Source organism: Ruegeria sp. YTSA168, assembly GCF_059610045.1.
The window spans coordinates 533,914-555,862 of record NZ_JBXWMW010000001.1 but is presented as its reverse complement, the minus strand read 5'-3'; the positions used below and the strand labels follow the sequence as shown (position 1 = coordinate 555,862).

At 58.6% G+C, this 21,949-nt stretch carries 23 protein-coding genes; 15 read left to right on the top strand and 8 right to left on the bottom strand.

Annotated elements, in window-relative coordinates; all coding sequences use genetic code 11:
• Nucleotides 1-3: 3 nt before the first annotated feature.
• Genes nuoL through AC2FFE_RS02770 form a run of 6 tightly spaced genes read left to right on the top strand, consistent with a single transcriptional unit; the run spans nt 4 to nt 8,387 of the window.
• Complete coding sequence (gene nuoL, locus AC2FFE_RS02795; RefSeq protein WP_496819286.1) at nt 4-2,127, top strand: NADH-quinone oxidoreductase subunit L; 2,124 nt, start codon at nt 4-6, stop codon at nt 2,125-2,127.
• Nucleotides 2,127-3,671 (top strand): NADH-quinone oxidoreductase subunit M, encoded by a 1,545-nt coding sequence (locus AC2FFE_RS02790; protein ID WP_496845777.1) that lies wholly within the window; start codon nt 2,127-2,129, stop codon nt 3,669-3,671. Before nuoL ends, AC2FFE_RS02790 begins: the two co-directional genes overlap by 1 nt.
• Nucleotides 3,672-3,686: 15 nt before the next feature.
• A complete protein-coding gene (gene nuoN, locus AC2FFE_RS02785; RefSeq protein WP_496819284.1) occupies nt 3,687-5,129 on the top strand; it encodes an NADH-quinone oxidoreductase subunit NuoN in 1,443 nt (480 codons plus the stop codon).
• Nucleotides 5,130-5,182: 53 nt separating this feature from the next.
• Entirely contained in the window at nt 5,183-5,932 is a 750-nt protein-coding gene (locus AC2FFE_RS02780; RefSeq protein WP_496819283.1) for a biotin--[acetyl-CoA-carboxylase] ligase, read from the top strand.
• An 11-nt stretch (nt 5,933-5,943) separates the two neighbouring features.
• The gene (locus AC2FFE_RS02775; protein ID WP_480547779.1) at nt 5,944-6,723 is read left to right on the top strand and encodes a type III pantothenate kinase; all 780 of its coding nucleotides are present in this window, start codon (nt 5,944-5,946) and stop codon (nt 6,721-6,723) included.
• Nucleotides 6,720-8,387, top strand: a complete 1,668-nt coding sequence (locus tag AC2FFE_RS02770) for a ribonuclease J (RefSeq protein ID WP_496845776.1) — start codon at nt 6,720-6,722, stop codon at nt 8,385-8,387. Before AC2FFE_RS02775 ends, AC2FFE_RS02770 begins: the two co-directional genes overlap by 4 nt.
• Nucleotides 8,388-8,395: 8 nt before the next feature.
• Here AC2FFE_RS02770 and AC2FFE_RS02765 read toward each other — a convergent pair whose 3' ends face one another.
• Together AC2FFE_RS02765 and AC2FFE_RS02760 are read right to left on the bottom strand one after the other, a co-directional pair.
• Nucleotides 8,396-9,097, bottom strand: a complete 702-nt coding sequence (locus AC2FFE_RS02765; RefSeq protein WP_496845775.1) for an NUDIX hydrolase — start codon at nt 9,095-9,097, stop codon at nt 8,396-8,398.
• Between the two features lie 28 nt (nt 9,098-9,125).
• Nucleotides 9,126-9,524 (bottom strand): DUF983 domain-containing protein, encoded by a 399-nt coding sequence (locus AC2FFE_RS02760; RefSeq protein ID WP_496819279.1) that lies wholly within the window; start codon nt 9,522-9,524, stop codon nt 9,126-9,128.
• 202 nt (nt 9,525-9,726) lie between these two features.
• Here AC2FFE_RS02760 and AC2FFE_RS02755 point away from each other — a divergent pair, with 202 nt between their 5' ends.
• The 4 genes from AC2FFE_RS02755 to AC2FFE_RS02740 are packed head-to-tail and all read left to right on the top strand — an operon-like array spanning nt 9,727 to nt 11,631.
• Nucleotides 9,727-10,194 carry an EF-hand domain-containing protein gene (locus tag AC2FFE_RS02755; RefSeq protein WP_496819278.1) on the top strand — a complete coding sequence of 156 codons (468 nt, stop codon included), beginning with the start codon at nt 9,727-9,729 and terminating at the stop codon, nt 10,192-10,194.
• A 6-nt stretch (nt 10,195-10,200) separates the two neighbouring features.
• Nucleotides 10,201-10,815 carry an RNA polymerase sigma factor gene (locus tag AC2FFE_RS02750; RefSeq protein WP_496845774.1) on the top strand — a complete coding sequence of 205 codons (615 nt, stop codon included), beginning with the start codon at nt 10,201-10,203 and terminating at the stop codon, nt 10,813-10,815.
• Entirely contained in the window at nt 10,808-11,161 is a 354-nt protein-coding gene (locus tag AC2FFE_RS02745) for a hypothetical protein (RefSeq protein ID WP_496845773.1), read from the top strand. The genes AC2FFE_RS02750 and AC2FFE_RS02745 overlap by 8 nt, the downstream gene beginning before the upstream one ends.
• On the top strand, nt 11,158-11,631 hold the full coding sequence (locus AC2FFE_RS02740; RefSeq protein ID WP_496819275.1) for a periplasmic heavy metal sensor: 474 nt from the start codon (nt 11,158-11,160) through the stop codon (nt 11,629-11,631). Before AC2FFE_RS02745 ends, AC2FFE_RS02740 begins: the two co-directional genes overlap by 4 nt.
• Here the strand turns inward: AC2FFE_RS02740 and AC2FFE_RS02735 are convergent.
• Nucleotides 11,628-13,028 carry a diguanylate cyclase gene (locus tag AC2FFE_RS02735; protein WP_496819274.1) on the bottom strand — a complete coding sequence of 467 codons (1,401 nt, stop codon included), beginning with the start codon at nt 13,026-13,028 and terminating at the stop codon, nt 11,628-11,630. The two genes, AC2FFE_RS02740 and AC2FFE_RS02735, sit on opposite strands and share 4 nt — an antisense overlap.
• Before the next feature lie 89 nt (nt 13,029-13,117).
• On the opposite strand from AC2FFE_RS02735, the gene AC2FFE_RS02730 reads away from it, so the two are divergent.
• The 5 genes from AC2FFE_RS02730 (at nt 13,118) to AC2FFE_RS02710 (ending at nt 17,484) form a co-directional block, all read left to right on the top strand.
• Entirely contained in the window at nt 13,118-13,399 is a 282-nt protein-coding gene (locus tag AC2FFE_RS02730; RefSeq protein ID WP_496819273.1) for a DUF3572 domain-containing protein, read from the top strand.
• A gap of 23 nt (nt 13,400-13,422) precedes the next feature.
• The gene (locus AC2FFE_RS02725) at nt 13,423-14,115 is read left to right on the top strand and encodes an HAD family hydrolase (RefSeq protein ID WP_496819272.1); all 693 of its coding nucleotides are present in this window, start codon (nt 13,423-13,425) and stop codon (nt 14,113-14,115) included.
• A 119-nt stretch (nt 14,116-14,234) separates the two neighbouring features.
• On the top strand, nt 14,235-15,794 hold the full coding sequence (locus AC2FFE_RS02720) for a trimethylamine methyltransferase family protein (protein WP_496845772.1): 1,560 nt from the start codon (nt 14,235-14,237) through the stop codon (nt 15,792-15,794).
• A 113-nt stretch (nt 15,795-15,907) separates the two neighbouring features.
• The gene (locus AC2FFE_RS02715; RefSeq protein ID WP_496845771.1) at nt 15,908-16,495 is read left to right on the top strand and encodes a heme NO-binding domain-containing protein; all 588 of its coding nucleotides are present in this window, start codon (nt 15,908-15,910) and stop codon (nt 16,493-16,495) included.
• The gene (locus AC2FFE_RS02710; RefSeq protein WP_496845770.1) at nt 16,492-17,484 is read left to right on the top strand and encodes a GGDEF domain-containing protein; all 993 of its coding nucleotides are present in this window, start codon (nt 16,492-16,494) and stop codon (nt 17,482-17,484) included. Before AC2FFE_RS02715 ends, AC2FFE_RS02710 begins: the two co-directional genes overlap by 4 nt.
• Before the next feature lie 6 nt (nt 17,485-17,490).
• Here the strand turns inward: AC2FFE_RS02710 and AC2FFE_RS02705 are convergent, their stop codons facing one another.
• From AC2FFE_RS02705 to AC2FFE_RS02685, 5 genes are read right to left on the bottom strand one after another with little or no spacing between them, the layout of a single operon-like run.
• Nucleotides 17,491-18,189 (bottom strand): CbiX/SirB N-terminal domain-containing protein, encoded by a 699-nt coding sequence (locus AC2FFE_RS02705; RefSeq protein ID WP_496845769.1) that lies wholly within the window; start codon nt 18,187-18,189, stop codon nt 17,491-17,493.
• 60 nt (nt 18,190-18,249) lie between these two features.
• A complete protein-coding gene (locus tag AC2FFE_RS02700) occupies nt 18,250-19,182 on the bottom strand; it encodes an AEC family transporter (RefSeq protein ID WP_496845768.1) in 933 nt (310 codons plus the stop codon).
• Nucleotides 19,183-19,227: 45 nt separating this feature from the next.
• Nucleotides 19,228-20,025 carry an MBL fold metallo-hydrolase gene (locus AC2FFE_RS02695; RefSeq protein ID WP_496845767.1) on the bottom strand — a complete coding sequence of 266 codons (798 nt, stop codon included), beginning with the start codon at nt 20,023-20,025 and terminating at the stop codon, nt 19,228-19,230.
• On the bottom strand, nt 20,022-20,828 hold the full coding sequence (locus AC2FFE_RS02690; protein ID WP_496845766.1) for a TatD family hydrolase: 807 nt from the start codon (nt 20,826-20,828) through the stop codon (nt 20,022-20,024). The genes AC2FFE_RS02695 and AC2FFE_RS02690 overlap by 4 nt, the downstream gene beginning before the upstream one ends.
• Nucleotides 20,825-21,946, bottom strand: coding sequence for a DNA polymerase III subunit delta' (locus tag AC2FFE_RS02685; protein WP_496819264.1), 1,122 nt, complete (start codon nt 21,944-21,946; stop codon nt 20,825-20,827). The genes AC2FFE_RS02690 and AC2FFE_RS02685 overlap by 4 nt, the downstream gene beginning before the upstream one ends.
• Between the last annotated feature and the right edge of the window lie 3 nt (nt 21,947-21,949).

Below are 21,949 nucleotides of genomic sequence, written 5' to 3'. Positions count from 1 at the left end.
ACTATGGAAACCACCATCCTCTTTGCCCCGCTGGTGGGTGCGCTGCTCTGCGGGTTCGGCTGGAAGTTCATCGGCGAGAAAGCCGCCATGTGGACCGCCACGGGCCTGCTGTTTCTGGCCTGTCTGCTGAGTTGGATTGTCTTCCTGACCTTCGACGGCCAGACCCAGCAAATCGAGATTCTGCGCTGGATCGAAAGCGGCTCGCTGTCGACAAGCTGGGCGATCCGTCTGGACCGCCTGACCGCGATTATGCTGATCGTGGTGACGACCGTATCGGCGCTCGTGCATCTGTATTCCTTCGGTTACATGGATCACGATCCGCAATGGCGTGAGGGCGAGAGCTACAAGCCGCGTTTCTTTGCCTATCTCTCCTTCTTCACCTTCGCGATGCTGATGCTGGTGACAGCCGATAACCTCGTGCAGATGTTCTTTGGTTGGGAGGGCGTGGGCGTCGCCTCGTATCTGCTGATCGGTTTTTATTACCGCAAGTCCAGCGCCAATGCGGCGGCCATGAAGGCGTTTATCGTCAACCGGGTGGGAGATTTCGGCTTTGCGCTGGGGATCTTCGCGATCTTCTTCCTGACCGACAGTATCAATTTCTCGGACGTTTTCGCCTCGGCCCCGACACTGGCCGAAACGCAACTGACCTTCCTCTGGGGTGAATGGAACGCGATTGAGGTGATCTGCGTGCTGCTGTTCATCGGCGCGATGGGCAAGTCGGCGCAGTTGATCCTCCACACCTGGTTGCCGGACGCAATGGAAGGCCCGACCCCTGTATCGGCCCTGATCCACGCCGCAACCATGGTCACAGCTGGCGTCTTCCTGGTCTGCCGCATGTCGCCGCTGATGGAGTTCGCACCGGGTGCAACTGCGTTCATCACTTTCCTCGGGGCCTCGACCGCGTTTTTTGCGGCGACCGTGGGATTGGTTCAGACTGATATCAAACGCGTCATCGCCTATTCGACCTGTTCGCAGCTGGGTTACATGTTCGTGGCCGCAGGCGTCGGCATGTACTCGGCGGCGATGTTCCACCTGCTGACGCATGCGTTCTTCAAGGCGCTGTTGTTCCTTGGCGCGGGTTCTGTGATCCACGCAATGCATCATGAGCAAGAGATGACGGAATACGGTGGTCTGCGGAAGAAGATTCCCTATACATTCTGGGCGATGATGATCGGCACGCTGGCCATCACCGGTGTTGGTATTCCGCTAACGACCTTTGGTTTCGCCGGGTTCTTGTCAAAAGACGCCATCATCGAAAGCGCCTTTGCTGGCGGCACAGGATACGCATTCTGGATGCTGGTGATCGCGGCGGTCTTCACCTCGTTCTACAGCTGGCGTCTGATCTTCCTGACCTTCTACGGCGCACCGCGTGGGGACAAACATACGCATGATCATGCGCATGAAAGCCCGATGGTCATGCTGGTGCCTCTGGGCGTTCTGTCGCTGGGCGCGGTTTTTGCCGGGATGCTCTGGTATAACAACTTCTTCGGCCACACCGATAAGGTGGGCAAGTTCTACGGCATTCCGGTGGCTGAGGCCTCAGCGCATGGCGACGCCCACGCAGATGAGGGTCACGCCGACGATGCACATGCTGACGACTCACATGGCGACGATGCGGGTCATGGCAAGAAAGATGATCATGGTGACCATCACTATGTGTTTGCGGGTGAGCCGGGTGAGGGTGCGTTGTACATCGCGCCCGACAACACGGTGCTGGACGATGCCCATGCAGTTCCGAAATGGGTCAAGGTCTCGCCCTTCGTGGCGATGCTGCTGGGCTTTGTCGTGGCCTATTGGTTCTACATCGTGAACACCACGCTGCCAGCCCGACTGGCCGCAAACCAGCGCCCGCTGTACCTGTTCCTGTTGAACAAATGGTACTTTGACGAAATCTACAACGCGATCTTCGTCAAACCCACCATCGCCATTGGCCGCTTCCTGTGGAGGCGCGGCGACGGCAACACAATCGATGGCTTCCTGAACGGAGTAGCAATGGGTGTTGTTCCCTTCTTCACCCGCCTCGCAGGCAAAGCGCAGACCGGGTATATCTTTACCTATGCCTTCTGGATGGTGCTGGGCATCGCGGCCCTTGTGACCTGGATGTCGATCGGCGGAGGGCAGCAGTAATGGACAATATCCTTTCCATCGTTACCTTCATCCCGGCGATTGCAGCTGGCATTCTGGCGCTGTTTCTGCATGGCGATGATGCGGCGGCACAACGGAATGCCAAGTGGATCGCCCTACTCGCGACGACCGTAACCTTCCTTGTATCCATTGGCATCTACACCGGCTTTGATCCCTCGAATACCGGCTTCCAGATGGTGGAAGAGGGTGAATGGCTGATGGGCCTGAAATACAAGATGGGTGTCGACGGGATCAGCGTTCTGTTCGTTCTACTGACCACCTTCATCATGCCGTTGACCATTCTGGCCAGTTGGAACGTGACCGACCGCGTCAAGGAATACATGGTCGCATTCCTGCTGCTGGAAACGCTGATGCTGGGCGTGTTCATGGCGCTGGATCTGGTGCTGTTCTACCTGTTCTTCGAGGCTGGCCTGATCCCGATGTTCCTGATCATTGGCATCTGGGGCGGTGCGAACCGGGTCTACGCCAGCTTCAAGTTCTTCCTTTACACCTTCCTCGGCTCGGTGCTGATGCTGGTGGCGATGGTTGCCATGTACGCAGACGCAGGCACCACGGATATCGAGGCGCTGATGACCCATCAGTTCTCGTCCGATGGGTTCAGTGTGCTGGGTGTCTATATCGTCGGCGGTATGCAGACGCTGATGTTCCTGGCGTTCTTCGCCTCCTTCGCGGTGAAGATGCCGATGTGGCCGGTGCACACATGGTTGCCGGATGCACACGTGCAGGCCCCGACAGCGGGCTCGGTCGTTCTGGCGGCGATCCTATTGAAGATGGGCGGCTATGGCTTCCTGCGGTTCAGCCTGCCGATGTTCCCGATTGGATCGGCTGTGATGACCGATCTGGTGCTCTGGATGTCAGCCATCGCGGTTGTTTACACCTCGCTTGTGGCGCTGGTGCAGGAGGATATGAAGAAGCTGATCGCCTATTCTTCGGTCGCGCATATGGGCTTTGTGACCATGGGCATCTTTGCGGCGAACCAGCAGGGTATCGATGGCGCGATCTTCCAGATGCTCAGCCACGGGTTCATCTCGGCCGCGCTCTTCCTGTGTGTTGGCGTGATCTATGACCGGATGCATACCCGTGACATCGAGGCTTACGGGGGCTTGGTCATCCGCATGCCCGCCTATGCGCTGGTCTTCATGCTGTTCACCATGGCGAATGTCGGCTTGCCGGGCACGTCCGGGTTCATCGGAGAATTCCTGACCCTGATGGGCGCTTTCCAGGTCAACACCTGGGTGACCGCAGTGGCGGCGACCGGCGTGATACTCTCGGCCGGATATGCGCTTTGGCTCTACCGTCGGGTGGTCTTCGGCGATCTGATTAAGGAAAGCCTGAAGGCGATGACCGACATGAGCTCGCGCGAGCGGTTGATCTTTGCTCCGCTGATCATCATGACCATCCTGTTGGGCGTCTACCCATCGCTGGTGACCGATGTGATCGGGCAATCCACCGCCGCGCTGATTTCGAACTATGACACGGCTCTGGCCGCGGCAGAGGCCGCGACCCAGTCGGCCGCCTCGCATTAAGGGAGCTTTGGAGACATGATCCAGGCTGATCTGACAATAATCCTGCCGGAAATTGTTCTGGCCGTGTATGCGATGGCTGCTTTGATCGGGGCCGTCTACACCACCAAAGACGGGCTGGCTCCGGTTCTGGTCTGGACAACAGCGGGCCTGATGGCGCTGCTGTCCTTCTGGATTGCCACCAATGGGGACGGTACGAATGTCGCCTTCAACGGCATGTTCATCGACGATGGGTTCTCGCGCTTTGCCAAGGTTGCGATCCTGCTCTCTGCCGCTGCTGTTCTGGTCATGAGCCAGGACTACATGGCCCGCCGCGACCTGCTGCGGTTCGAATACCCATTGCTGGTCGCATTGGCCGCTGTTGGCATGATGATGATGGTCAGCGCAGGCGATCTGATGTCGCTGTATATGGGTTTGGAGCTGCAGTCTCTGGCGCTCTACGTCGTAGCCGCACTGCGCCGCGACAGTGCGAAGTCAACCGAGGCAGGTTTGAAATACTTCGTTCTGGGCGCGCTCAGCTCAGGCCTGCTGCTGTATGGTGCGTCGCTGGTTTACGGTTTCACCGGAACAACCTTGTTCTCGGGCATCATCGGAACCGTACAGGCCGGAGAGGTCTCAATCGGTTTGCTGTTCGGTCTGATCTTCCTGATCTCGGGGCTGGCCTTCAAAGTCTCTGCCGTGCCGTTCCATATGTGGACCCCGGATGTGTACGAGGGCTCTCCGACCCCGATCACCGCCTTCTTCGCCACCGCGCCCAAAGTGGCCGCCATGGCACTGTTCGCGCGCCTGTTGCATGATGCCTTTGGCGGCATTGTGAAGGATTGGCAGCAGGTGATCGTGCTGCTGTCCGTTCTGTCAATGCTGTTGGGTGCAGTCGCGGCCATAGGTCAGCGCGACATCAAACGTCTGATGGCGTTTTCGTCGATCGCCCATATGGGCTATGCGTTGATCGGTCTGGCCGCAGGGACTGAGCTGGGCATCAAGGCTATGCTGATGTATCTGGCCATCTACGTGACCATGAATATCGGCACTTTTGCTTTCATCCTAATGATGGAGCGGGACGGAAAACCGGTCACAGATATTGATGCTCTGCGCCAGTATTCCAAACGCGAGCCCGGCAAGGCACTGGCGGTTTTGATCCTGATGTTCAGCCTTGCGGGCGTGCCGCCGATGCTGGGCTTCTTCGCCAAATTCGGTGTTTGGCAAGCGGGTGTCAGCGCGGGTCTGACCGGTTTGGTTATCGTTTCGGCGATCGCCTCGGTCATCGGGGCGTTTTATTATCTGAGGATCGTGTTCTACATGTATTTTGGCGAGGAAAACGAAGAACCGATTGAGACGCATTCGACGCCTGTTCTATGGGTGGCGCTGATGGGCTCGGCCGCTTTGATGCTGGTGGGCGTGTTCTACCAGTTCGGGGTTGAGGGTGCAGCGGCTGCCGCTGCGGCGACGCTTGTCAACTGATCCGCTCCGCTTAAGCGTGAAAGGGCTCGGTCGCATGATCGGGCCTTTTTGACATGAGCAGTTGGCCAGATGGATATGGCCTGCACATTGTGCAGGAGGTCGACAGTACCCTGAACGAGGCGGCCCGTCTGGCGCCGCAAGCTCAGGGGCCTGTTTGGATCATGGCGCATCACCAAACCGCCGCGCGCGGTAGGCGGGGTCGGGCTTGGACGCACCCAAAAGGTAATCTGGCGACGACGCTGCTGATGAGCCCTGGTGGTGAACCCGAACAGGCCGCATTGCGAAGCTTTGTGGCCGCGTTGGCGCTGTTTGATGCCTGTGTTGCGGTTACTGGTCGTGCGGCCGGCCTGGCATTGAAATGGCCCAATGACGTGTTGCTGAACGGGGGCAAACTGGCCGGTATCCTGCTGGAAAGCACAGGGCAGGGGCGCTGTGTCGAGCATCTGTCGATTGGGATTGGCGTAAACCTTGTGGATGCTCCGGGTGCGGATATGGTCGAGCCCGGCGCGGTGCGCCCCGTCTCGCTTTTGTCCGAGACCGGAGCGCAGGTTTCGCCCGAAGATTTCCTGACCGAACTTGCCGCCGCATTTGCGCGTTTTGAGGCGCAATTTATGTCCTATGGGTTCGAGCCCATCCGCACCGCATGGCTGTCCCGCGCGGCCCGCCTGGGTGAGGTCATCACGGCCCGTACCGCGACGTCCGAAACCGTGGGCACCTTTGAAACGGTAGACGCGGGGGGCAACCTTGTCCTAAACACCGCGAAAGGCCGCGTCAGCATTCCCGCGGCGGACGTGTTTTTCTGAAGGGGGCTCAGATGCTTCTGGCCATCGACTGCGGTAATACGAACACTGTGTTCTCAATCTGGGACGGCGAGAAATTCCTGTGCACGCTGCGTACCTCGACCCATCATTCGCGTACCGCTGACGCCTATTTTACCTGGTATTCGACGCTGGTGAAACATTATGGCATCGAGGCCGAGATCAGCGATGTGATCATCGCCTCGACTGTGCCGCGTGTTGTCTTCAACCTGCGTATCTTTGCGGATCGGTTCTTTGGCTGTCGTCCGCTGGTTGTTGGCAAACCCGATTGCTTGTTACCGGTGCCGCCGCGTATTGACGAAGGTACGGTCCCGGGGCCGGACCGCCTGGCCAATGCCGTTGGTGCGTTTGACCGCCATGGCGGCAATGTTGTTGTCGTGGATTTCGGCACGGCCACCAATTTCGATGTTGTGGCCGCTGATGGCGCCTATGTTGGGGGCATCATTGCACCGGGTGTGAACCTCAGCCTTGAGGCCCTGCACCAGGGCGCTGCAGCCCTGCCGCATATTGACATCACGCGCCCGGACAAGGTGATTGGTACGAATACGGTTGGCTGTATCCAATCGGGCGTGTATTGGGGATACTCCGGTCTGATCGAGGGGCTGATCGCCCGTATCAAGACCGAATACGGAATGCCGATGAAAGTCGTTGGAACCGGAGGGCTAGCGCCCTTGTTCGATCAGGCCGACGTGGGGTTCGACGCAATCGAAGATGATCTGACGATGCACGGCCTGACCGTGATCCATCGCTATAACAAGGAAAATGGCTCGACATGAGCAGCGAAAGACTGATCTACCTGCCGTTGGGCGGGGCCGGCGAAATTGGCATGAACGCCTATGTGTATGGCTATGGCGAGCCGGGCAAGGAACGCTTGATCCTGGTCGATCTGGGTGTGACCTTCCCGGATATGGACACCACACCGGGGGTGGATCTGATCCATGCCGATATCTCGTGGTTGCGGGACCGAGCCGACCGGCTTGAGGCCGTGTTCGTCACCCATGCGCATGAAGATCACGTAGGGGCCGTTGCGCATTGCTATGAGGCGCTGGGAGCGCCGATCTATGCGCGCGCTTTCACCGCCAATATCGCCCGTCGCAAGATGGAGGAGCACGGCCACCCCGAGGACGCCGTGCACACGGCTTCGGCGTGGCCTGAGCAAGTGTCGGTCGGTCCCTTCACGGTTGGGTTCCTGCCTGTCTCTCATTCGATCCCCGAAAGCGCTGCACTGGTGATCGATACACCTGCGGGTCGGATCGTGCATTCGGGCGATTTCAAACTGGATGCGAACCCGGTGGTCGGCGAGCCGTTTGATCCGGACCTGTGGGCCGAAGTCGCCAAATCGGGCGTGAAGGCGCTGGTTTGTGACAGCACCAATGTGTTTTCAACCCATGCCGGGCGCTCGGAATCCGAGGTCGGACCCGAGATCACCAAGCTGGTCGAAAGCGCCGAAAGCATGGTGGTCGCAACCACCTTTGCGTCGAACGTGGCGCGGGTGAAGACGCTGGCCGAGGCGGGGCAGAGGGCCGGGCGTTCGGTTGTTTTGCTGGGCCGCGCCATGCGTCGGATGATCGAAGCGGCGACAGAAACCGGCATTCTTTCAGACTTTCCCAAAGTGATCAGCGCCGAAGAAGCGGTGGACCTGCCGCGCCAGAATCTGATGCTGATCGTGACCGGCAGTCAGGGCGAACGCCGCGCCGCCAGTGCGCAGCTGGCACGTGGCAAGTATCGCGGGATCGAGTTGAAAGAGGGCGATTTGTTCCTGTTTTCGTCCAAGACTATCCCCGGCAATGAGCGTGGCGTGATTTTCATCATGAACCAGCTCAGCGAAAAGGGCGTTGATGTGGTGGATGACAGCTCGGGGCTCTATCACGTCTCGGGTCACGCCAACCGGCCTGATCTTGAAAAGGTGCATGCGTTGGTTGATCCACAATTCGTAGTTCCAATGCATGGGGAACACCGCCATCTACGCGAACATGCGAAGTTGGCCGAAGCTGGCGGGCGGACAGGCGTTCTGGCGGTAAACGGAACCATGCTGGACCTGACGGGCAATGCACCAAAGGTCGTGGACTATATTGAAACTGGACGCACCTATCTGGATGGCTCCGTCAAAATCGGGGCGCTGGATGGGATCGTACGTGATCGTATCCGGATGGCGTTGAATGGCCATGTGACAGTGACCGTCATACTGGATGAAGAGGGCGAACCGCTGGGTGAGCCCTGGTGCGATACCATGGGTCTGCCTGAGATTGGAACATCACGCGCGGCGCTGGTCGAGGTGCTGGAAGAAGACCTGAACCAGTTCCTGATGCGGGCCGAGGCCGGGACTTTGCGAGATGACGATAAGCTAGAAGAGGCGATGCGTCGGATCGTGCGCCAGACGGCAAAAACCGATATCGGCAAAAAGCCCGAAGTAACCGTTGTGATCAGCCGAATGAAGTAAGACGGGCGTCAGTCGACATCTGGCATTGGAACGCCTCTCAGACGAAAAAACAGGCTCGCCTCGTCATTGTTGCTGTAGAATGGCACAGATGCTGGCGGGCTGGGGTCCGCGACACGGGTTTCGATTTCGGCCAACACGACCTCGGTTATGAAGGGCAGATCCAGATCGCGGGCGCGGTTGAGTTTGACCCATTGCAGATGCGACAGCTCATCGGAGGCACGGCTAAAATCGTCCAGATCTCCTTGGATCTGATCCGCATCCACCAGAAAGAACCGCGCATCGAACCTGCGGGGCCGACCTGGTGGGGTGACGGCGCGAAACACAAACTGCAACGCATTGGCCGTTGGCAGGAAACCTGACCTGGCAAAACCGGACCAGTCTGCTGGGATCTCTCCTTGCCATTTGCCGGGTCGACCAAGGATCAGCCCGGTTTCTTCCCACAGCTCGCGGATCGCTGCGGCGGCCAGTGCCGATTGCATGCCCGGTTCGGAATGCTCGGCCAGGCGATCATGGCAGAGGGCGGGCAGGGCATCTGAAAGCGGGATGTCGGCGTCCGCCGGATCAACCGCACCACCTGGAAACACGAACTTGTTCGGCATGAACACCGCATTCTTGCCGCGCTGCCCCATCAGAATCGACGGATCAGACAGCCTGTCGCGCAACACGATGACCGTTGCGGCGTCTCGTATCGCGGTCTTGTCGATGCTCATGCGTGGGTGGTTCCGGCGGTGGGAGGCATCAGGCCTTTTCAAACCCGTTCATACGACGGGCCCATTGATAGGCCACAACAGCCCCTTTCAGCCGGGGCAACAGGTACAAGGACAGCGCCACACAAGCGATCGAGAGGCTGATCGCCATGGTCCAGGGATCCGGTCGCCAATGCACATACGAGACATGCAGAACAGGTGCCAGCAGGTGACCAACCAGCAGAATCGTCAGATAGGCCGGGCCGTCATCGGCGCGGTGATGAAACAGCTCTTGCCCGCAGTTTTCGCAGTGGTCATTCACTTTCAGATAGCTGTGCAGCAGCTTGCCTTCACCGCATTTGGGGCACTTGCAGCGAAACCCTTTGACCAGCGCGGGCCAAGTCTCGCGCTCATCTGCGGTTTCGGTCGATTTGTCGATTGTTTGGTCCATAGCAATACTCACGCGTTCGCCTTTTGCAGATATTGCGCCCGAATGGTGCGAGTTAAAAGGGGGGTGCGTCGCTTTGCGTCGATGCGCTTTTTTTCGGATCGGACACAAAAAAATTTGATCGAAGCGACGGAAATACCTGCGGGGGACGTTTGAATAGGTATGAGCAGCGGCAATGAGGCCGCGTCAACAAGGGGAAAGACCTATGAAAAACTCAAAATTCATCTCTGGGATTGTTCTCGCGGCGGTCGCGATCACCGGTACATCAACCCTGGCGGCAGGCCCCAAGGATCGTCAGCCGCCCTCGTTTCAGGAACTGGATGCAAACGGGGACGGTCAGATCACCAAGGATGAAATGACGGCCCATCGCAACGCACGGTTTGCAACCGCTGATACCGATGGCGATGGTCAACTGAGCGTCGATGAAATGCAGGCCGCAGCGCAGCAAAAAGCCAGCGACCGGGTTGCCAAGATGTTCGAAAAGCATGATGCGAACGGGGATGGTTTTCTGAGCGATGATGAGTTGCCGAAACCGCGCCGGGCTGACAAGATGTTTGACCGGATCGACGCCGATGACAGCGGCAGCATCTCGGAACAGGAATTTGCCGATGCAAAAGACAAAATGGGCCGACATCACAAGAAGCGCCAGAAAGCGGACGCCGACGATAGCTGATGCGGGATGGAGGATCTGACCTCCCACTCCCAGACCGGTTGCGGTGGCACGTCCGCCGCAACCGAGCTTGGCGACGATGCGTTGCTAAGGCGCTTTGCTGATGGCGATGCGGGCGCGGCGCGGATTTTGACCAACCGGCTTGGCCCGCGCTCCTATTCGGTCGCGTTGCGGGTGTTGGGAAACCGGGCGGAGGCTGAGGATGTCACGCAGGATGCGATGATGCGACTGTGGCAGATGGCGCCCGATTGGGTGCCCGGCCAGGCCAAGGTTTCTACATGGCTCTATCGGGTGACGCTGAACCTGTGCACAGATCTTCGGCGCAAGAAACGACCTGAGCCGTTGTCAGATGTGCCGGAGCCAGAGGATGACAAAGTCGATGTTGTCGATCAAATGCAAGACGCGGCGCGCAAGGATGCGTTGCAGGCAGCTTTGGATATGTTGCCAGATCGACAGCGGCAAGCAGTCGTGCTGCGCCATATCGAGGAATTATCCAACCCCGAGATTGCCGGGATCATGGAGATTTCGGTAGAAGCGGTTGAAAGTCTGACCGCGCGGGGGAAACGCAGTCTGGCCACGCTTCTGGCCGAACGACGAGATGAACTGGGGTACAAGAATGGCTGATAAGGATATGGAACTGGATCATCTGTTCGCCGAGGCCCGACAGCGCCGGGATGCGTTGCCGGATGATCTGGTTGTGCGGATACAGACTGACGCCGAAGCGGTTCGGCTTGAACGCCTTTCGAACCAGTCGAGGCCGACACAAGACCTCTGGTCTCGAATCACGGGCCAGCTTGGCGGATGGCAGGGCTTGGGCGGCCTGATTGCCGCAAGTGCCGCCGGGGTTTGGATCGGATTTTCAGCCCCTGCATTTCTGCCTGATCCGGCCAGCTTTCTTGGGGGGCAGGATACGGCCTATCTGGTCTCGGATCTGGGATTTGACACAAGTTTTCTGGAGGCTTCGGAATGAACGCGAAAGCCAAACCAAAGTGGCGTTGGATGCCGATTGTTCTGGTCATCTCGCTGGCCTTGAATTTGTTGGTCATTGGAATGGCCGCAGGAACCGCCTGGCGCTTGAAAGGAAGCGATCACGCCAAGGCGCCGCCGGGCTTTGGGCCTGCTCTGTATCGCGCATTGCCGAAAGGCGAGCGCAATGCCATGTGGCGGGAACTGTCTGTGCTGCACAGGAAGGGTGCCAAGGATCGGGCCGAGGATTTCGCCACCATGTCGCAAGCCTTGCGGGCTGTTCCGTTTGACCCGGCTGCGGTTGAGGTTCTACTGCAGCAACAGACCCGCTCGATGGTTGAAATTCAGGACGAGCTGAAAACTCGCTGGCTGGCCCGTGTGGCTGCGATGACGGATGCCGAACGTCAGAAATACGCCGATCGCCTGCAAGAGGTGGTCGCGCGCGGCCAGAAGGATAAAAAGAGGGGAGGCTAGGCCGCGCTTTGCCTGATCCGGACCTGGTTCCGCCCAGCCTTCTTTGCAGCATACAGCGCTTTGTCCGCCGATTTCAGAAGCCTGTCCACAGGTTCGGGCTGTGTGCCCCCGGACAGGTCTGCCGGCAACGCATGTTTAAGGCCGATGCTGATCGTGACTGAGACCGGGTGCTTGTGGTCGGGCAGGTGAAAGGGCCGGTCGCAGATACTGTCGCACAGGGCTTCGGCAAGCTTAAGCGCGCGGGCGCGCGACATGTTTGATGCGCCGATCATGAATTCCTCGCCGCCGATACGGGCGACAAAGCCTGCGTCGCCCAGCACCTGCTGCATACGCTCGGCAGCCTGCGTCAGTACCAAATCACCGCTGGCATGGCCAAAACGGTCATTAATGGTTTTGAAATGATCAAGATCGGCCAGCATCACGACAAACCCGCGCCCGGATTTGGAACATTGGCGCGCCATTTGCGCCATCGCGTGCATCCCGTAGCGGCGGTTGTGCAAGCCGGTCAGAGGATCGATCCACGAATCCGCAATCCCGCGTTTCAAAGAGGCGCGCATTTGGTCAATGCGGGTTTTGCGAGCCAACTGATTGGCAAGTCGCAGCTGAATCTCCTGCGCGCAATACCCTCCGAGGCAAACGGCATCTGCCCCGCGATCCAGCGCATCGGATGCCATGGCCGCGTTCTTGTCGGTCAGAACGCCGATCAGAACCGTATGACGCGTCGCACTGCGTGATCTGAGATCAGCCAGGATGTTCAGCCCCGATGGGTTGGTATCCAGTTCAATGATAATTGCGTCAGAGGGTGGTCCGGACAAGAGCGTCTGCAAACTTGATTGCGTGTGCCAGGCAACGGAATGCGGTGACTTATCAGAAAGGTCTTTGCACCACGAAGCGCCGGTTTGAGCGGTCAGGGACAGGATATCAACCCGCGCTTGTTTGAAAGGTGTAATGAAGGCGCTCGCTTCTTCCGCAAATCCGATGCTCTGCGTCCCGTGATTAACGCGCAGATCCTGCGTATCCGCGCGCGCGCGTAACAGGCTGCGAACGCGGGCCAGTAGCAGGGTGTCCTTGAACGGATGGGTCATAACATCATCCAGGCCGTCCTCTAGCGCGCGCAGGCGGGCGGCTTTGTCATTCTGTGGGGCAAGGGCAATCACCGGCACATCGCCCAGGTCAGGTTCGCTTAGAATCCGTTTCTTAACATCTGCCGCGGTCCCGTCCGGCAAGGATTGTGCAGTGAGCACCAGATCAGGCCGGGTCCGCCGCAAGAGCGCCCCTAGACCCTTAAGCCGTTCCCCCTGTACCACATGGTACCAGGCCGCCGTCAGCTGAACCTTCAGCATGATGCGGTTGGTTGATACCCCGTCGAGGACAAGGATGGTTCCCTGCACGGACATTGTTGCTCACCCATTGATTGCATGCGTCAACAAAGTGTTTATGAGTCTGGTTAACAAACCCTTTCCAAGATCGTTTTCAGGGCCTGTTCATGTCACTTTCCGCCGATTCCGCCGAAACTCTGGCCCTGACCGCCCTGGGGTGGCTGGTCGGAAATGAGGAGCTTTTGCCCATCTTTCTGGGCTCAACCGGCGCTGCATCCGAGGATTTGCGTGCCAGTGCGGGCGATCCGGCCTTTCTGACGTCGGTGCTGGATTTCCTGCTCATGGATGATTCGTGGATCGTGGCGTTTTGTGACGCGCATTCAATTCCCTATGACCATCCCGCCCAGGCGCGCGCTGCGCTTGCGGGTGGTGAAATCCACTGGACCTGATCCCATCTCTGCAGGAGCATCTGATGCCAATTGACGCCATTGTCTTCGACAAAGACGGTACTTTGTTCGATTTCGCCAATACCTGGGGGGCGTTTGGGCGATCTCTGGTGATGCGTCTGACCGACAATGATGAAACGCGGGCGGCTGCGCTGGGGGATGTGATCGGCTATGATCTGGCAGAAGGTCGATATGTTGAAGACAGCATCGTGATTGCCTCAACCGTCGAAGAGATTGCGGAATTCATGCTGCCTCATGTCAATGGCTTCAGCCTGGGCGGGCTCATCGACGTCATGAATGTCGAAGCCGCCGCTGCCACACAATCCCCTGCGGTGCCGCTTAAGCCGTTTCTTGACGGCCTGCGGCAATCGGGCCTGAAACTTGGGGTGGCCACAAATGACAGCGAGCATCCGGCCATGCAGCATCTGGCGTCTGTCGGAATACAGGATCATTTTGATTTTGTCGCTGGCTATGACAGCGGCCACGGCTACAAGCCAGGGCCGGGCCAATTGCTGGCCTTTGCGGCGCATGTGGGGATCGATCCATCGCGAATCGCCATGGTGGGCGACAGTTTGCATGATCTGCAGGCCGGGCGGGCTGCTGGTATGGTGACAATCGGCGTTCTGACCGGGGTTGCCACAACCGAGTCGCTGGCCCCCATGGCAGATGTGGTCTTGCCGGATATCGGGCATATCCCGGCCTGGCTGGCACAAAGCTGACGGTTCCGACGAGAGTTTCGGCGCATCGGGATTAAAAACCGACAAATTCTGTCGCAGACAGAGCGGCTGACGTCCGATCTTCGGGGCTTGCTTATGAACAAGCAACGCAGGAGTGGATGATGGACGACACCAATAGCCGCAGACGTCGGGGCGGAGGTCGCGCAGGTGCAGCGGCTCGTCGTGGCAGTGCCGTGATTGATCAGATGCCATGGAACCCGCCGGTCAATATCGACCGCCCGACCGAACCTTTGGGTCCCGAGGGCGTCGAAGCGATCCATGATGGGGCGATGCGTATCCTCGAAGAAATCGGGATCGAGTTCTACAATGAAGAAGCCATCGGCATCCTGCGTGAAGCCGGGTGCACAATTGATGGTGACAACGTGCGCATGGGCCGTGACTTCGTCATGGAGATGATCGCCAAGGCCCCCAGCCAATTCTCGATCACGCCCAGAAATCCTGACCATACAATTCAAATTGGTGGCAAGAACCTTCTGTTTGGCAATGTATCGTCCCCTCCAAACTACTGGGATATGGAGATCGGGAAGAAGGTTCCGGGCAATCGGGAAATGTGTCGAAATCTGCTGAAACTAACCCAGTATTTCAACTGTATCCACTTTGCCGGAGGGTATCCGGTTGAGCCGGTCGACCTCCATGCCAGTGTTCGGCACCTGGATGTGCTCTATGACAAGCTGACGATGACGGACAAGGCGATGCATGCCTATTCGCTGGGTAAAGAGCGGGTCGAAGATGTGATGGAGATGGTGCGGATCGCAGGTGGGCTGAGCCACGAAGAATTCGAGGCGACCCCCCGGATGTACACCAACATCAACTCGACCTCGCCACTGAAACACGACCATCCGATGATCGACGGGTGCCTGCGTCTGGCACGTCGTGGTCAGGCGATTGTCGTAACGCCCTTTACCTTGGCCGGAGCGATGGCCCCGGTCACGATGGCGGGTGCGGTGGCGCAGTCACTGGCCGAGGCTTTGTGCGCGATTGCGTTGTTCCAATATGTTCGCCCCGGTACGCCTTGTGCGATTGGAACTTTCACATCCAATGTCGACATGAAAACTGGTGCACCTGCTTTTGGGACACCGGAATACATCCGTTCAACCCAGATGACGGGGCAGATGGCCCGGTATTACAATCTGCCGATGCGCTCATCGGGTGTTTGCGCCGCCAACGTCCCGGATGGGCAATCGGTTTGGGAGACGTCGAATTCCCTTTGGGCGGCTGTGCAGTCGGGCACAAACATGGTCTATCACGCGGCAGGTTGGCTGGAAGGGGGGCTGATCGCCAGCCCCGAAAAATTCATCATGGATTGTGAGGTTCTACAGCAAATTCAACGCTATATGGATCCGCAACTTGTGGCGACCGGCCCGGATGAGATTGCGCTGGACGCCATTCGCTCGGTTGGGAATGACGGACATTTCTTTGGCATCCAGCATACCCAGGATCGCTACACCACGGCGTTTTATCAACCCTTCCTCAGCGATTGGAAAAACTACGAAGGCTGGGAGGTCGCCGGAGGCATCTGGACGGCTGAACGCGCGCATCACATGTTCAAAGAGATCATTACCAGCTTCGAACCCCCGGCTTTGGACGATGGCATCCGGGACGAACTCGCCGATTTCGTTGCTCGTCGTAAGGCCGAAGGTGGGGCGCCGACTGATTTCTAACCTTAGAACTATCGCTTTGATACTCAGTTGCATTCTCCGCAACCGGCGGTGGATTTTGGGTAATTGTTAAGATTTATCCGACCAAAGTGAGATGGAACCAAATGGGGCATCTTATGCATGGTCTGATAAATCGGGCGATCCAGTCTTTTGTTTGCGCGACCTATGGTCAATCGTGCTGGCTGCGGGTGACCGAGGTCGCGCGGCTGGGCTTTGTCGAGTTCGAGGCCATGCTGACCTATGAAGACGATGTCCTGTTTCGGGTGCTGGAGGCGCTAAGCGCTGAACTTGGCCGTCCGCAACTTGAAATACTCGAAGATGTCGGAACCTACCTGGTCTCGCATCCCAATATGGAAGGGCTGCGACGTCTGTTGCGATTTGGCGGTGTCAGTTACGTCGAATTCCTACACTCTCTGGATGATTTACCTGACCGCGTTCGCCTGGCCGTCTCGGACCTGACGCTGCCTGCGCTGGAGTTGCGAGAGATTTCGGTGACCGAATATCGACTGCTCTGCCATCCCGGTCTACCGGGCTATGCCAGCGTCATGGTCGGAGTGCTGCGCGCTATGGCGGATGACTATGGCGCATTGGTGATGCTGTCGGAAGACGGGCAACACGATAGCGCTGAGGTCATTTCGATTATGTTGGTGGAGACTGCTTTTGCAGAAGGGCGCCACTTTGATCTGGGGGCGCGAAACGGATGACAAAAACTCAGGATCTTGCGCAGCTTCTGGAAACCCTTTGTCCGATGTTCATGCTGCTGGATGATCAGGGTGTTATCGAACAGGCGGGGCCTACATTGCAAAAGCTGCGGCCGGATACGCCTATGATCGGCAAAAGCTTTCTGGACGTGTTCCAACTGATCCGGCCTCGGACCGTTACGACCCTTCCGGCGCTGATGTCCATGGCGGGTGCAAAGCTGCACCTGAAGTTCCATGATGAACCGCGCACCGCCCTGAAGGGACTGGTCGCCCCTCTGCCGGATGGTGGCGGTGCTGTGATCAACCTGTCCTTTGGGATTTCGATCCTGGATGCGGTGCGCGACTATGCCCTGACCAGCGCCGATTTCTCTGGCACCGATCTGGCCATCGAATTGCTGTATCTGGTCGAGGCAAAATCCGCCGCGATGGAGGCGTCGCGCTCGCTGAACCTGCGGTTGCAGGGGGCTATGTTGGCCGCCGAGGAACAGGCCTATACGGATACGTTGACGGGCCTGAAAAACCGCCGCGCGATGGATCATATGCTTGCGCAGCTCAGTTCGGCCAATTCGACATTCGCGTTGATGCATCTGGATTTGGATTTCTTCAAATCCGTCAATGATCGTTTGGGCCACGCGGCCGGGGATTATGTTCTACAACAGGCTGCTCGTATCATGGTCGAGGAAACCCGGTCGAACGACACGGTCGCGCGGGTTGGAGGTGATGAGTTTGTCATTATCTTCAAGGGGCTGACACAGGAAGAAATCCTGTCATCCATAGCAGACCGTCTTATCAAGCGGCTGAATGAACCGATGATGTTCGAGCAGCAAGCTTGTCGCATATCGGTCAGTATTGGAACCGCGCTGTCGACGCAGTTTGAAACGGTAAAGGCGGCGGATATTCTGCACGCCGCCGATCTGGCCCTGTATCAGGCCAAGCGAGAAGGGCGGTCACGCCATCGGTTGTATTCCAGCCTGTCACAGGCCCGCACCTGATCTGCGTTAAGCCGCTGCAAAGGCCGCGTCGAGCTTGCGGGCGATCTGGCGTTGAATGGGCGGAAGCTCTCCGACTACCGGAAGGGTTGCGCCTTTAAATCCTGCGCGTTCCAGCTCCTGTGGGACATCTTCCAGCACATGACCTCCGGTGCAGGCGAAGAAGGGCAGGCAAAGGGACTGCGCACCCGCGTCGCTTGCCGCATCTGCGATAGATGGGGGTTCTTCGACAAACCCGACTTTCAGGGATTTGAACGGCAACAGGCCACCCAGCGTTTCGGCGAACGCCAATGTCACGGCGGATGGGTTACGGCTGCGCCCCGATCCATGCGCTGCAATCACCAGATCGGTTTCTTCGGTGACCCAGCCCTTTGATGTCAAAGCCTCGCGCAGCGCGGTGCACACCAAAGTTGGAAGATCAGGATCGACGCCAAGCGGGTCCAAAATCCGAAGTCCACGGTCGCCGACGCGTTTGGGCAAGGCGCTGGTTACAAACCATCCTTTGGCCATGAACAATGGGTAGATCACCGCATCAGATGGCAGGTCGTCCATCACCGCCTCAAGCCGGCCAGGGGCTGCCAACGTTGCCGAACGCACCGATACATTCTGGGTCAGAGCGTCAACCTGAGCCGCAAACCGAGCAAGCGAGGCCTCTGCCGGATCCGGGTCTGAGGGCTGACCATGTGCAACGATAATGGCGTGCGGCATGTGTGGTTCCTTCTGTTTGCCCGATAGGTGTCGCGCCGGGCGCGTAAGTCAAGGCGGGGATTATCCCAAAAGGGTCAGCCAAAGCCAGACGGTCAAGATGGATGCGGCGGTTCCGATCAGCACAGATGACGCTGCGACCCGCTTGGCCCGGCCATACATATTGGCAAAGATATAGGCGTTGAAACCTGGCGCCATGGCTGCATTCAACACGCCCGAGCGAAACAGGTCCTGTGGCAGGCCCGTGGACACACCGAAGATCCATACCAGACTAGGATGCAGCATAAGGGAAATGCCGCAAACGTAAGCAATCGTCCTTAAATCGCCCTCGGGTTTATACTTGACCAACACGCCCCCCAGCGCAAACAAGGCTCCGGGCAGGGCCGCACGGGTCACAAGACCAAGCGCCTCATCGACCACTCGAGGTATGACAAGACCCGACAGGTTCACGATAAACCCCAACGCAATACCCAGGATGAGGGCGTTCTTGAACATTGCAGATAAAACCGAACGCGCCATGCGTATGCCGCCATGACCGCGATTTCGAACAATCTCCATCACCGTGATGCCGACGCCGTAGCAAAAGGGCGAATGGAAGGCGATGATGGCGTAGTTGCCGGTCAGGTTCTCAGGCCCATAGGCGCGTTCCGTGATGGGCAGGCCCAAAAGGACAGAATTCGAGAACAAACAGCAGAAGCCGATGGCAACGCAATCCTCCCAATCGCGCCCAAAGATCAGCCGCGCGCCGAACAGCCCGATGGTAAAGCATAGCGCAGCGGCGGAATAAAAGCTGATTAGCAGGCGGGGGTTGAAACTGGCACTCAGGTCCAGATGCGCAATGGCCAGAAACAACAGGCAGGGGATGGCAAACCCTTGCGTAAATTTCATCAAACCGTCGACATGAATTTCTTTGAAATAACCAGACCGTGTCGCGGCATAGCCCGCGCCGATGACCAGAAACACCGGAAGGATGACATCGATCAGGCTTTGAAGCATATCGCCCCCAGGCTTGGCGATATCTGGCTTGCGCGGGGCAGGGGCTTACAGTGCCTGTTCGATCACCATCCCGTCATAAGCGGGGGTGATATGGTCGGGTGTTTCGGCCTCAACCGTCGCATAGTCCAGATCGATATGCATGTTGGTCAGAACCGCGTGTTTTGGGCTCAGTCGGTCGATCCAACCCAGTGTCTTTTCCAGATGCGCATGGGTCGGGTGCGGTGTTCTACGCAGGGCGTCGATGACAAGGCAATCCAGCCCTTCCATCGCCCGCCATGCATCATCATAGATTTCCGCGACATCCGGCAGGTAGGCGAGCTTGCCCATTCGAAATCCGAGAGAGTCAATTGAGCCGTGATTGACCTTGAACGGTTCAAACGGGATCGGGCCGCCAGGACCGTCGACTTCGAAAGCGCCGTCAATGGATTTCAGATCCAGGATCGGTGGATAGGGTGAGCCTTCGGGCTGGATGAATGCATACCCAAATCGACCCAGCAGGGCGTTTTGCGTATCACCATCAGCCCAGACCGGGACGCGGGTTCGCATGTTGAAAACGATCATCCTTAGATCGTCGATCCCGTGCATATGATCCGCGTGGGAATGGGTGTAAACCACACCGTCCAACCGCCCGGTACCAGTATCCAGCAACTGGCTGCGCATATCCGGCGTGGTGTCGATCAGAACCGATGTGGTGCCATCCGGCCCATCACGCTCCACCAGCAGAGAGCAGCGGCGGCGAATGTTGCGCGGGTTCGCTGGGTCGCAATCGCCCCATTGCCCGCCAAGACGCGGCACGCCGCCTGAGGAGCCGCAGCCCAGAATGGTGCAGCGCAACAGGCTCATGCAGCGGCCTTGTACTGGCCGACCTTGGAAAACAGGCGGTTGAAGTTCAACTGAGTTTGTGCGGCGAATGCGACGTAGTCCATGCCAAACACCTCGGCCCCTTTGCGGGCTGTATGCGCGGTATAGGCGGGTTCGTTGCGCTTGCCGCGATAGGGTGGCGGGGCCAGATAGGGCGCGTCGGTTTCCACCAGAATGCGATCCACCGGAGCTGCGGCGAAGATATCGCGCAACTCCTGACTTTTGGGGAAGGCAGCGATGCCGGACATGGACAGGTAGAACCCCAAATCCAGTGCGGCGCGGGCCAGTTCAGCCGAGGATGAAAAGCAATGCATGACGCAGGAATAGGGCGCGTTTCGGTATTCCTCGGTCAGTATGCGGGCCATGTCATCATCGGCGGCACGGGCGTGGATGATCAGCGGCAGGCCCGTGCGCTGTGCGGCCTCGATATGGATGCGCAGTGATTGCTTCTGCACCTCGGCGCTGTCGGCGGTGTAGTGGTAATCCAGCCCGGTCTCGCCAATACCAACGAATTTGGGGTGCTGGGCGAGCGCGACCAGTTCATCAACTGTCGCCATCGGCTCATCCGCCACGCTCATCGGGTGGGTGCCCGCGGCGTAGAAAACCGGGGCGTGAGCCTCGGCAATGGCGCGAACCGAAGGTTCATTACGCAAACGGGTGCAGATCGTAACCATCCGGGTCACGCCTGCAGCAGCGGCATTGGCGATGATCTGGTCCAACTGCCCTTCGAAATCGGGGAAGTCCAGATGGCAATGGCTGTCGGTGATTTCGGGCGTATTGCTCATCTGCTCTGACCGGCGGTTTCCTGTATCTTGAACACCGTATCTAGAACCAAAGCGGCAGGGTCAAGGTTCACCGCCTGACCATGACGTGCGCGAGCCGTGATTGTCGCGGCAACCTCAGCCCAGCGGCGGGCCTGATGAGGCGAGGCGGACAGGCGGGCAAGTGTTTCGGCTTCGTTTGGGGCGGCTTCGGGCACGGGTGGCGCACCGGTTGCGCCCGTCAGGGCAAGGCGAGACAGGGCGACGTCGATCAGCGTTAACAACAGTTCGAACCGCTCGGCCGCGCCGCGCTGGGCGGCGGTTTCGGCCAGCTTCAAAGCGCGTTGGCGATCCATACGGGGCAAGGTGCCCAGAATGGCGATCAGTTCTGCATACAAATCCAATCCGCCTAGATTAATCAGACGCACCGCATCGCCGACCGATCCAGCGGCCAGTGCGGCCAGATGATCCGCCTGCGATGGCGGTTCTGCCCCGGTTTGGGTCAAAGCGTCCTGCATGTCCTCAGGCCCCAGAGGTGATAGGCGCAAGGTTCGGCAGCGCGACCGGATCGTAGGCAACAGGCGCGAAGGCTGGTGCGAGATCAGCAGCAGCGTGGTTCGCGCCGGCGGCTCCTCCAGCATCTTCAGCAGCGCATTTGCGGCGCTGACATTCATCTCATCAGCAGAATCGACGATGACCACGCGCCGACCGCCATCTGCCGAGGACAGGCCGAAAAACTTGCCCAGTTTGCGGATGTCGTCCACGACAATCTCGCCGCGCAATCGCCCCTGATCATTCAACGAGCGTGTGATGGCCGCCAGACCGGGTTCAGCGCCTGCTGTGATGCGATGCGAGACAGGGTGGTCAGGGTCAATTTCCAGCGTTTCGGGGGCCGCAGGCGCACCAAAAAGCCCGCCGTCATCAGCAGGAGGTGCTGCCAGCAGAAACCGTGCAATCCGCCACGCCAGTGTCGCCTTGCCAACCCCGCGCGGGCCAGTCAGAAGCCAGCCATGATGCAACCGGTCCGAGGTATAGGCGGTCAGAAATGCCTGCTCGGCGGCGTCCTGTCCGAATATTCGGGTGGTTTCGCGTGGATGCGGTGCGCCGGGGGCCTGATCTGGGGGCGGGGTGTCGTCACTCATCGT

Bases quoted from the DNA above. Each gene is read 5' to 3' on its own strand.
- nuoL (WP_496819286.1), top strand. From the start codon at position 4: ATGGAAACCACCATCCTCTTTGCCCCGCTGGTGGGTGCGCTGCTCTGC.
- AC2FFE_RS02790 (WP_496845777.1), top strand. From the start codon at position 2,127: ATGGACAATATCCTTTCCATCGTTACCTTCATCCCGGCGATTGCAGCT.
- nuoN (WP_496819284.1), top strand. From the start codon at position 3,687: ATGATCCAGGCTGATCTGACAATAATCCTGCCGGAAATTGTTCTGGCC.
- AC2FFE_RS02780 (WP_496819283.1), top strand. From the start codon at position 5,183: ATGAGCAGTTGGCCAGATGGATATGGCCTGCACATTGTGCAGGAGGTC.
- AC2FFE_RS02775 (WP_480547779.1), top strand. From the start codon at position 5,944: ATGCTTCTGGCCATCGACTGCGGTAATACGAACACTGTGTTCTCAATC.
- AC2FFE_RS02770 (WP_496845776.1), top strand. From the start codon at position 6,720: ATGAGCAGCGAAAGACTGATCTACCTGCCGTTGGGCGGGGCCGGCGAA.
- AC2FFE_RS02765 (WP_496845775.1), bottom strand. From the start codon at position 9,097: ATGAGCATCGACAAGACCGCGATACGAGACGCCGCAACGGTCATCGTG.
- AC2FFE_RS02760 (WP_496819279.1), bottom strand. From the start codon at position 9,524: ATGGACCAAACAATCGACAAATCGACCGAAACCGCAGATGAGCGCGAG.
- AC2FFE_RS02755 (WP_496819278.1), top strand. From the start codon at position 9,727: ATGAAAAACTCAAAATTCATCTCTGGGATTGTTCTCGCGGCGGTCGCG.
- AC2FFE_RS02750 (WP_496845774.1), top strand. From the start codon at position 10,201: ATGGAGGATCTGACCTCCCACTCCCAGACCGGTTGCGGTGGCACGTCC.
- AC2FFE_RS02745 (WP_496845773.1), top strand. From the start codon at position 10,808: ATGGCTGATAAGGATATGGAACTGGATCATCTGTTCGCCGAGGCCCGA.
- AC2FFE_RS02740 (WP_496819275.1), top strand. From the start codon at position 11,158: ATGAACGCGAAAGCCAAACCAAAGTGGCGTTGGATGCCGATTGTTCTG.
- AC2FFE_RS02735 (WP_496819274.1), bottom strand. From the start codon at position 13,028: ATGTCCGTGCAGGGAACCATCCTTGTCCTCGACGGGGTATCAACCAAC.
- AC2FFE_RS02730 (WP_496819273.1), top strand. From the start codon at position 13,118: ATGTCACTTTCCGCCGATTCCGCCGAAACTCTGGCCCTGACCGCCCTG.
- AC2FFE_RS02725 (WP_496819272.1), top strand. From the start codon at position 13,423: ATGCCAATTGACGCCATTGTCTTCGACAAAGACGGTACTTTGTTCGAT.
- AC2FFE_RS02720 (WP_496845772.1), top strand. From the start codon at position 14,235: ATGGACGACACCAATAGCCGCAGACGTCGGGGCGGAGGTCGCGCAGGT.
- AC2FFE_RS02715 (WP_496845771.1), top strand. From the start codon at position 15,908: ATGCATGGTCTGATAAATCGGGCGATCCAGTCTTTTGTTTGCGCGACC.
- AC2FFE_RS02710 (WP_496845770.1), top strand. From the start codon at position 16,492: ATGACAAAAACTCAGGATCTTGCGCAGCTTCTGGAAACCCTTTGTCCG.
- AC2FFE_RS02705 (WP_496845769.1), bottom strand. From the start codon at position 18,189: ATGCCGCACGCCATTATCGTTGCACATGGTCAGCCCTCAGACCCGGAT.
- AC2FFE_RS02700 (WP_496845768.1), bottom strand. From the start codon at position 19,182: ATGCTTCAAAGCCTGATCGATGTCATCCTTCCGGTGTTTCTGGTCATC.
- AC2FFE_RS02695 (WP_496845767.1), bottom strand. From the start codon at position 20,025: ATGAGCCTGTTGCGCTGCACCATTCTGGGCTGCGGCTCCTCAGGCGGC.
- AC2FFE_RS02690 (WP_496845766.1), bottom strand. From the start codon at position 20,828: ATGAGCAATACGCCCGAAATCACCGACAGCCATTGCCATCTGGACTTC.
- AC2FFE_RS02685 (WP_496819264.1), bottom strand. From the start codon at position 21,946: ATGAGTGACGACACCCCGCCCCCAGATCAGGCCCCCGGCGCACCGCAT.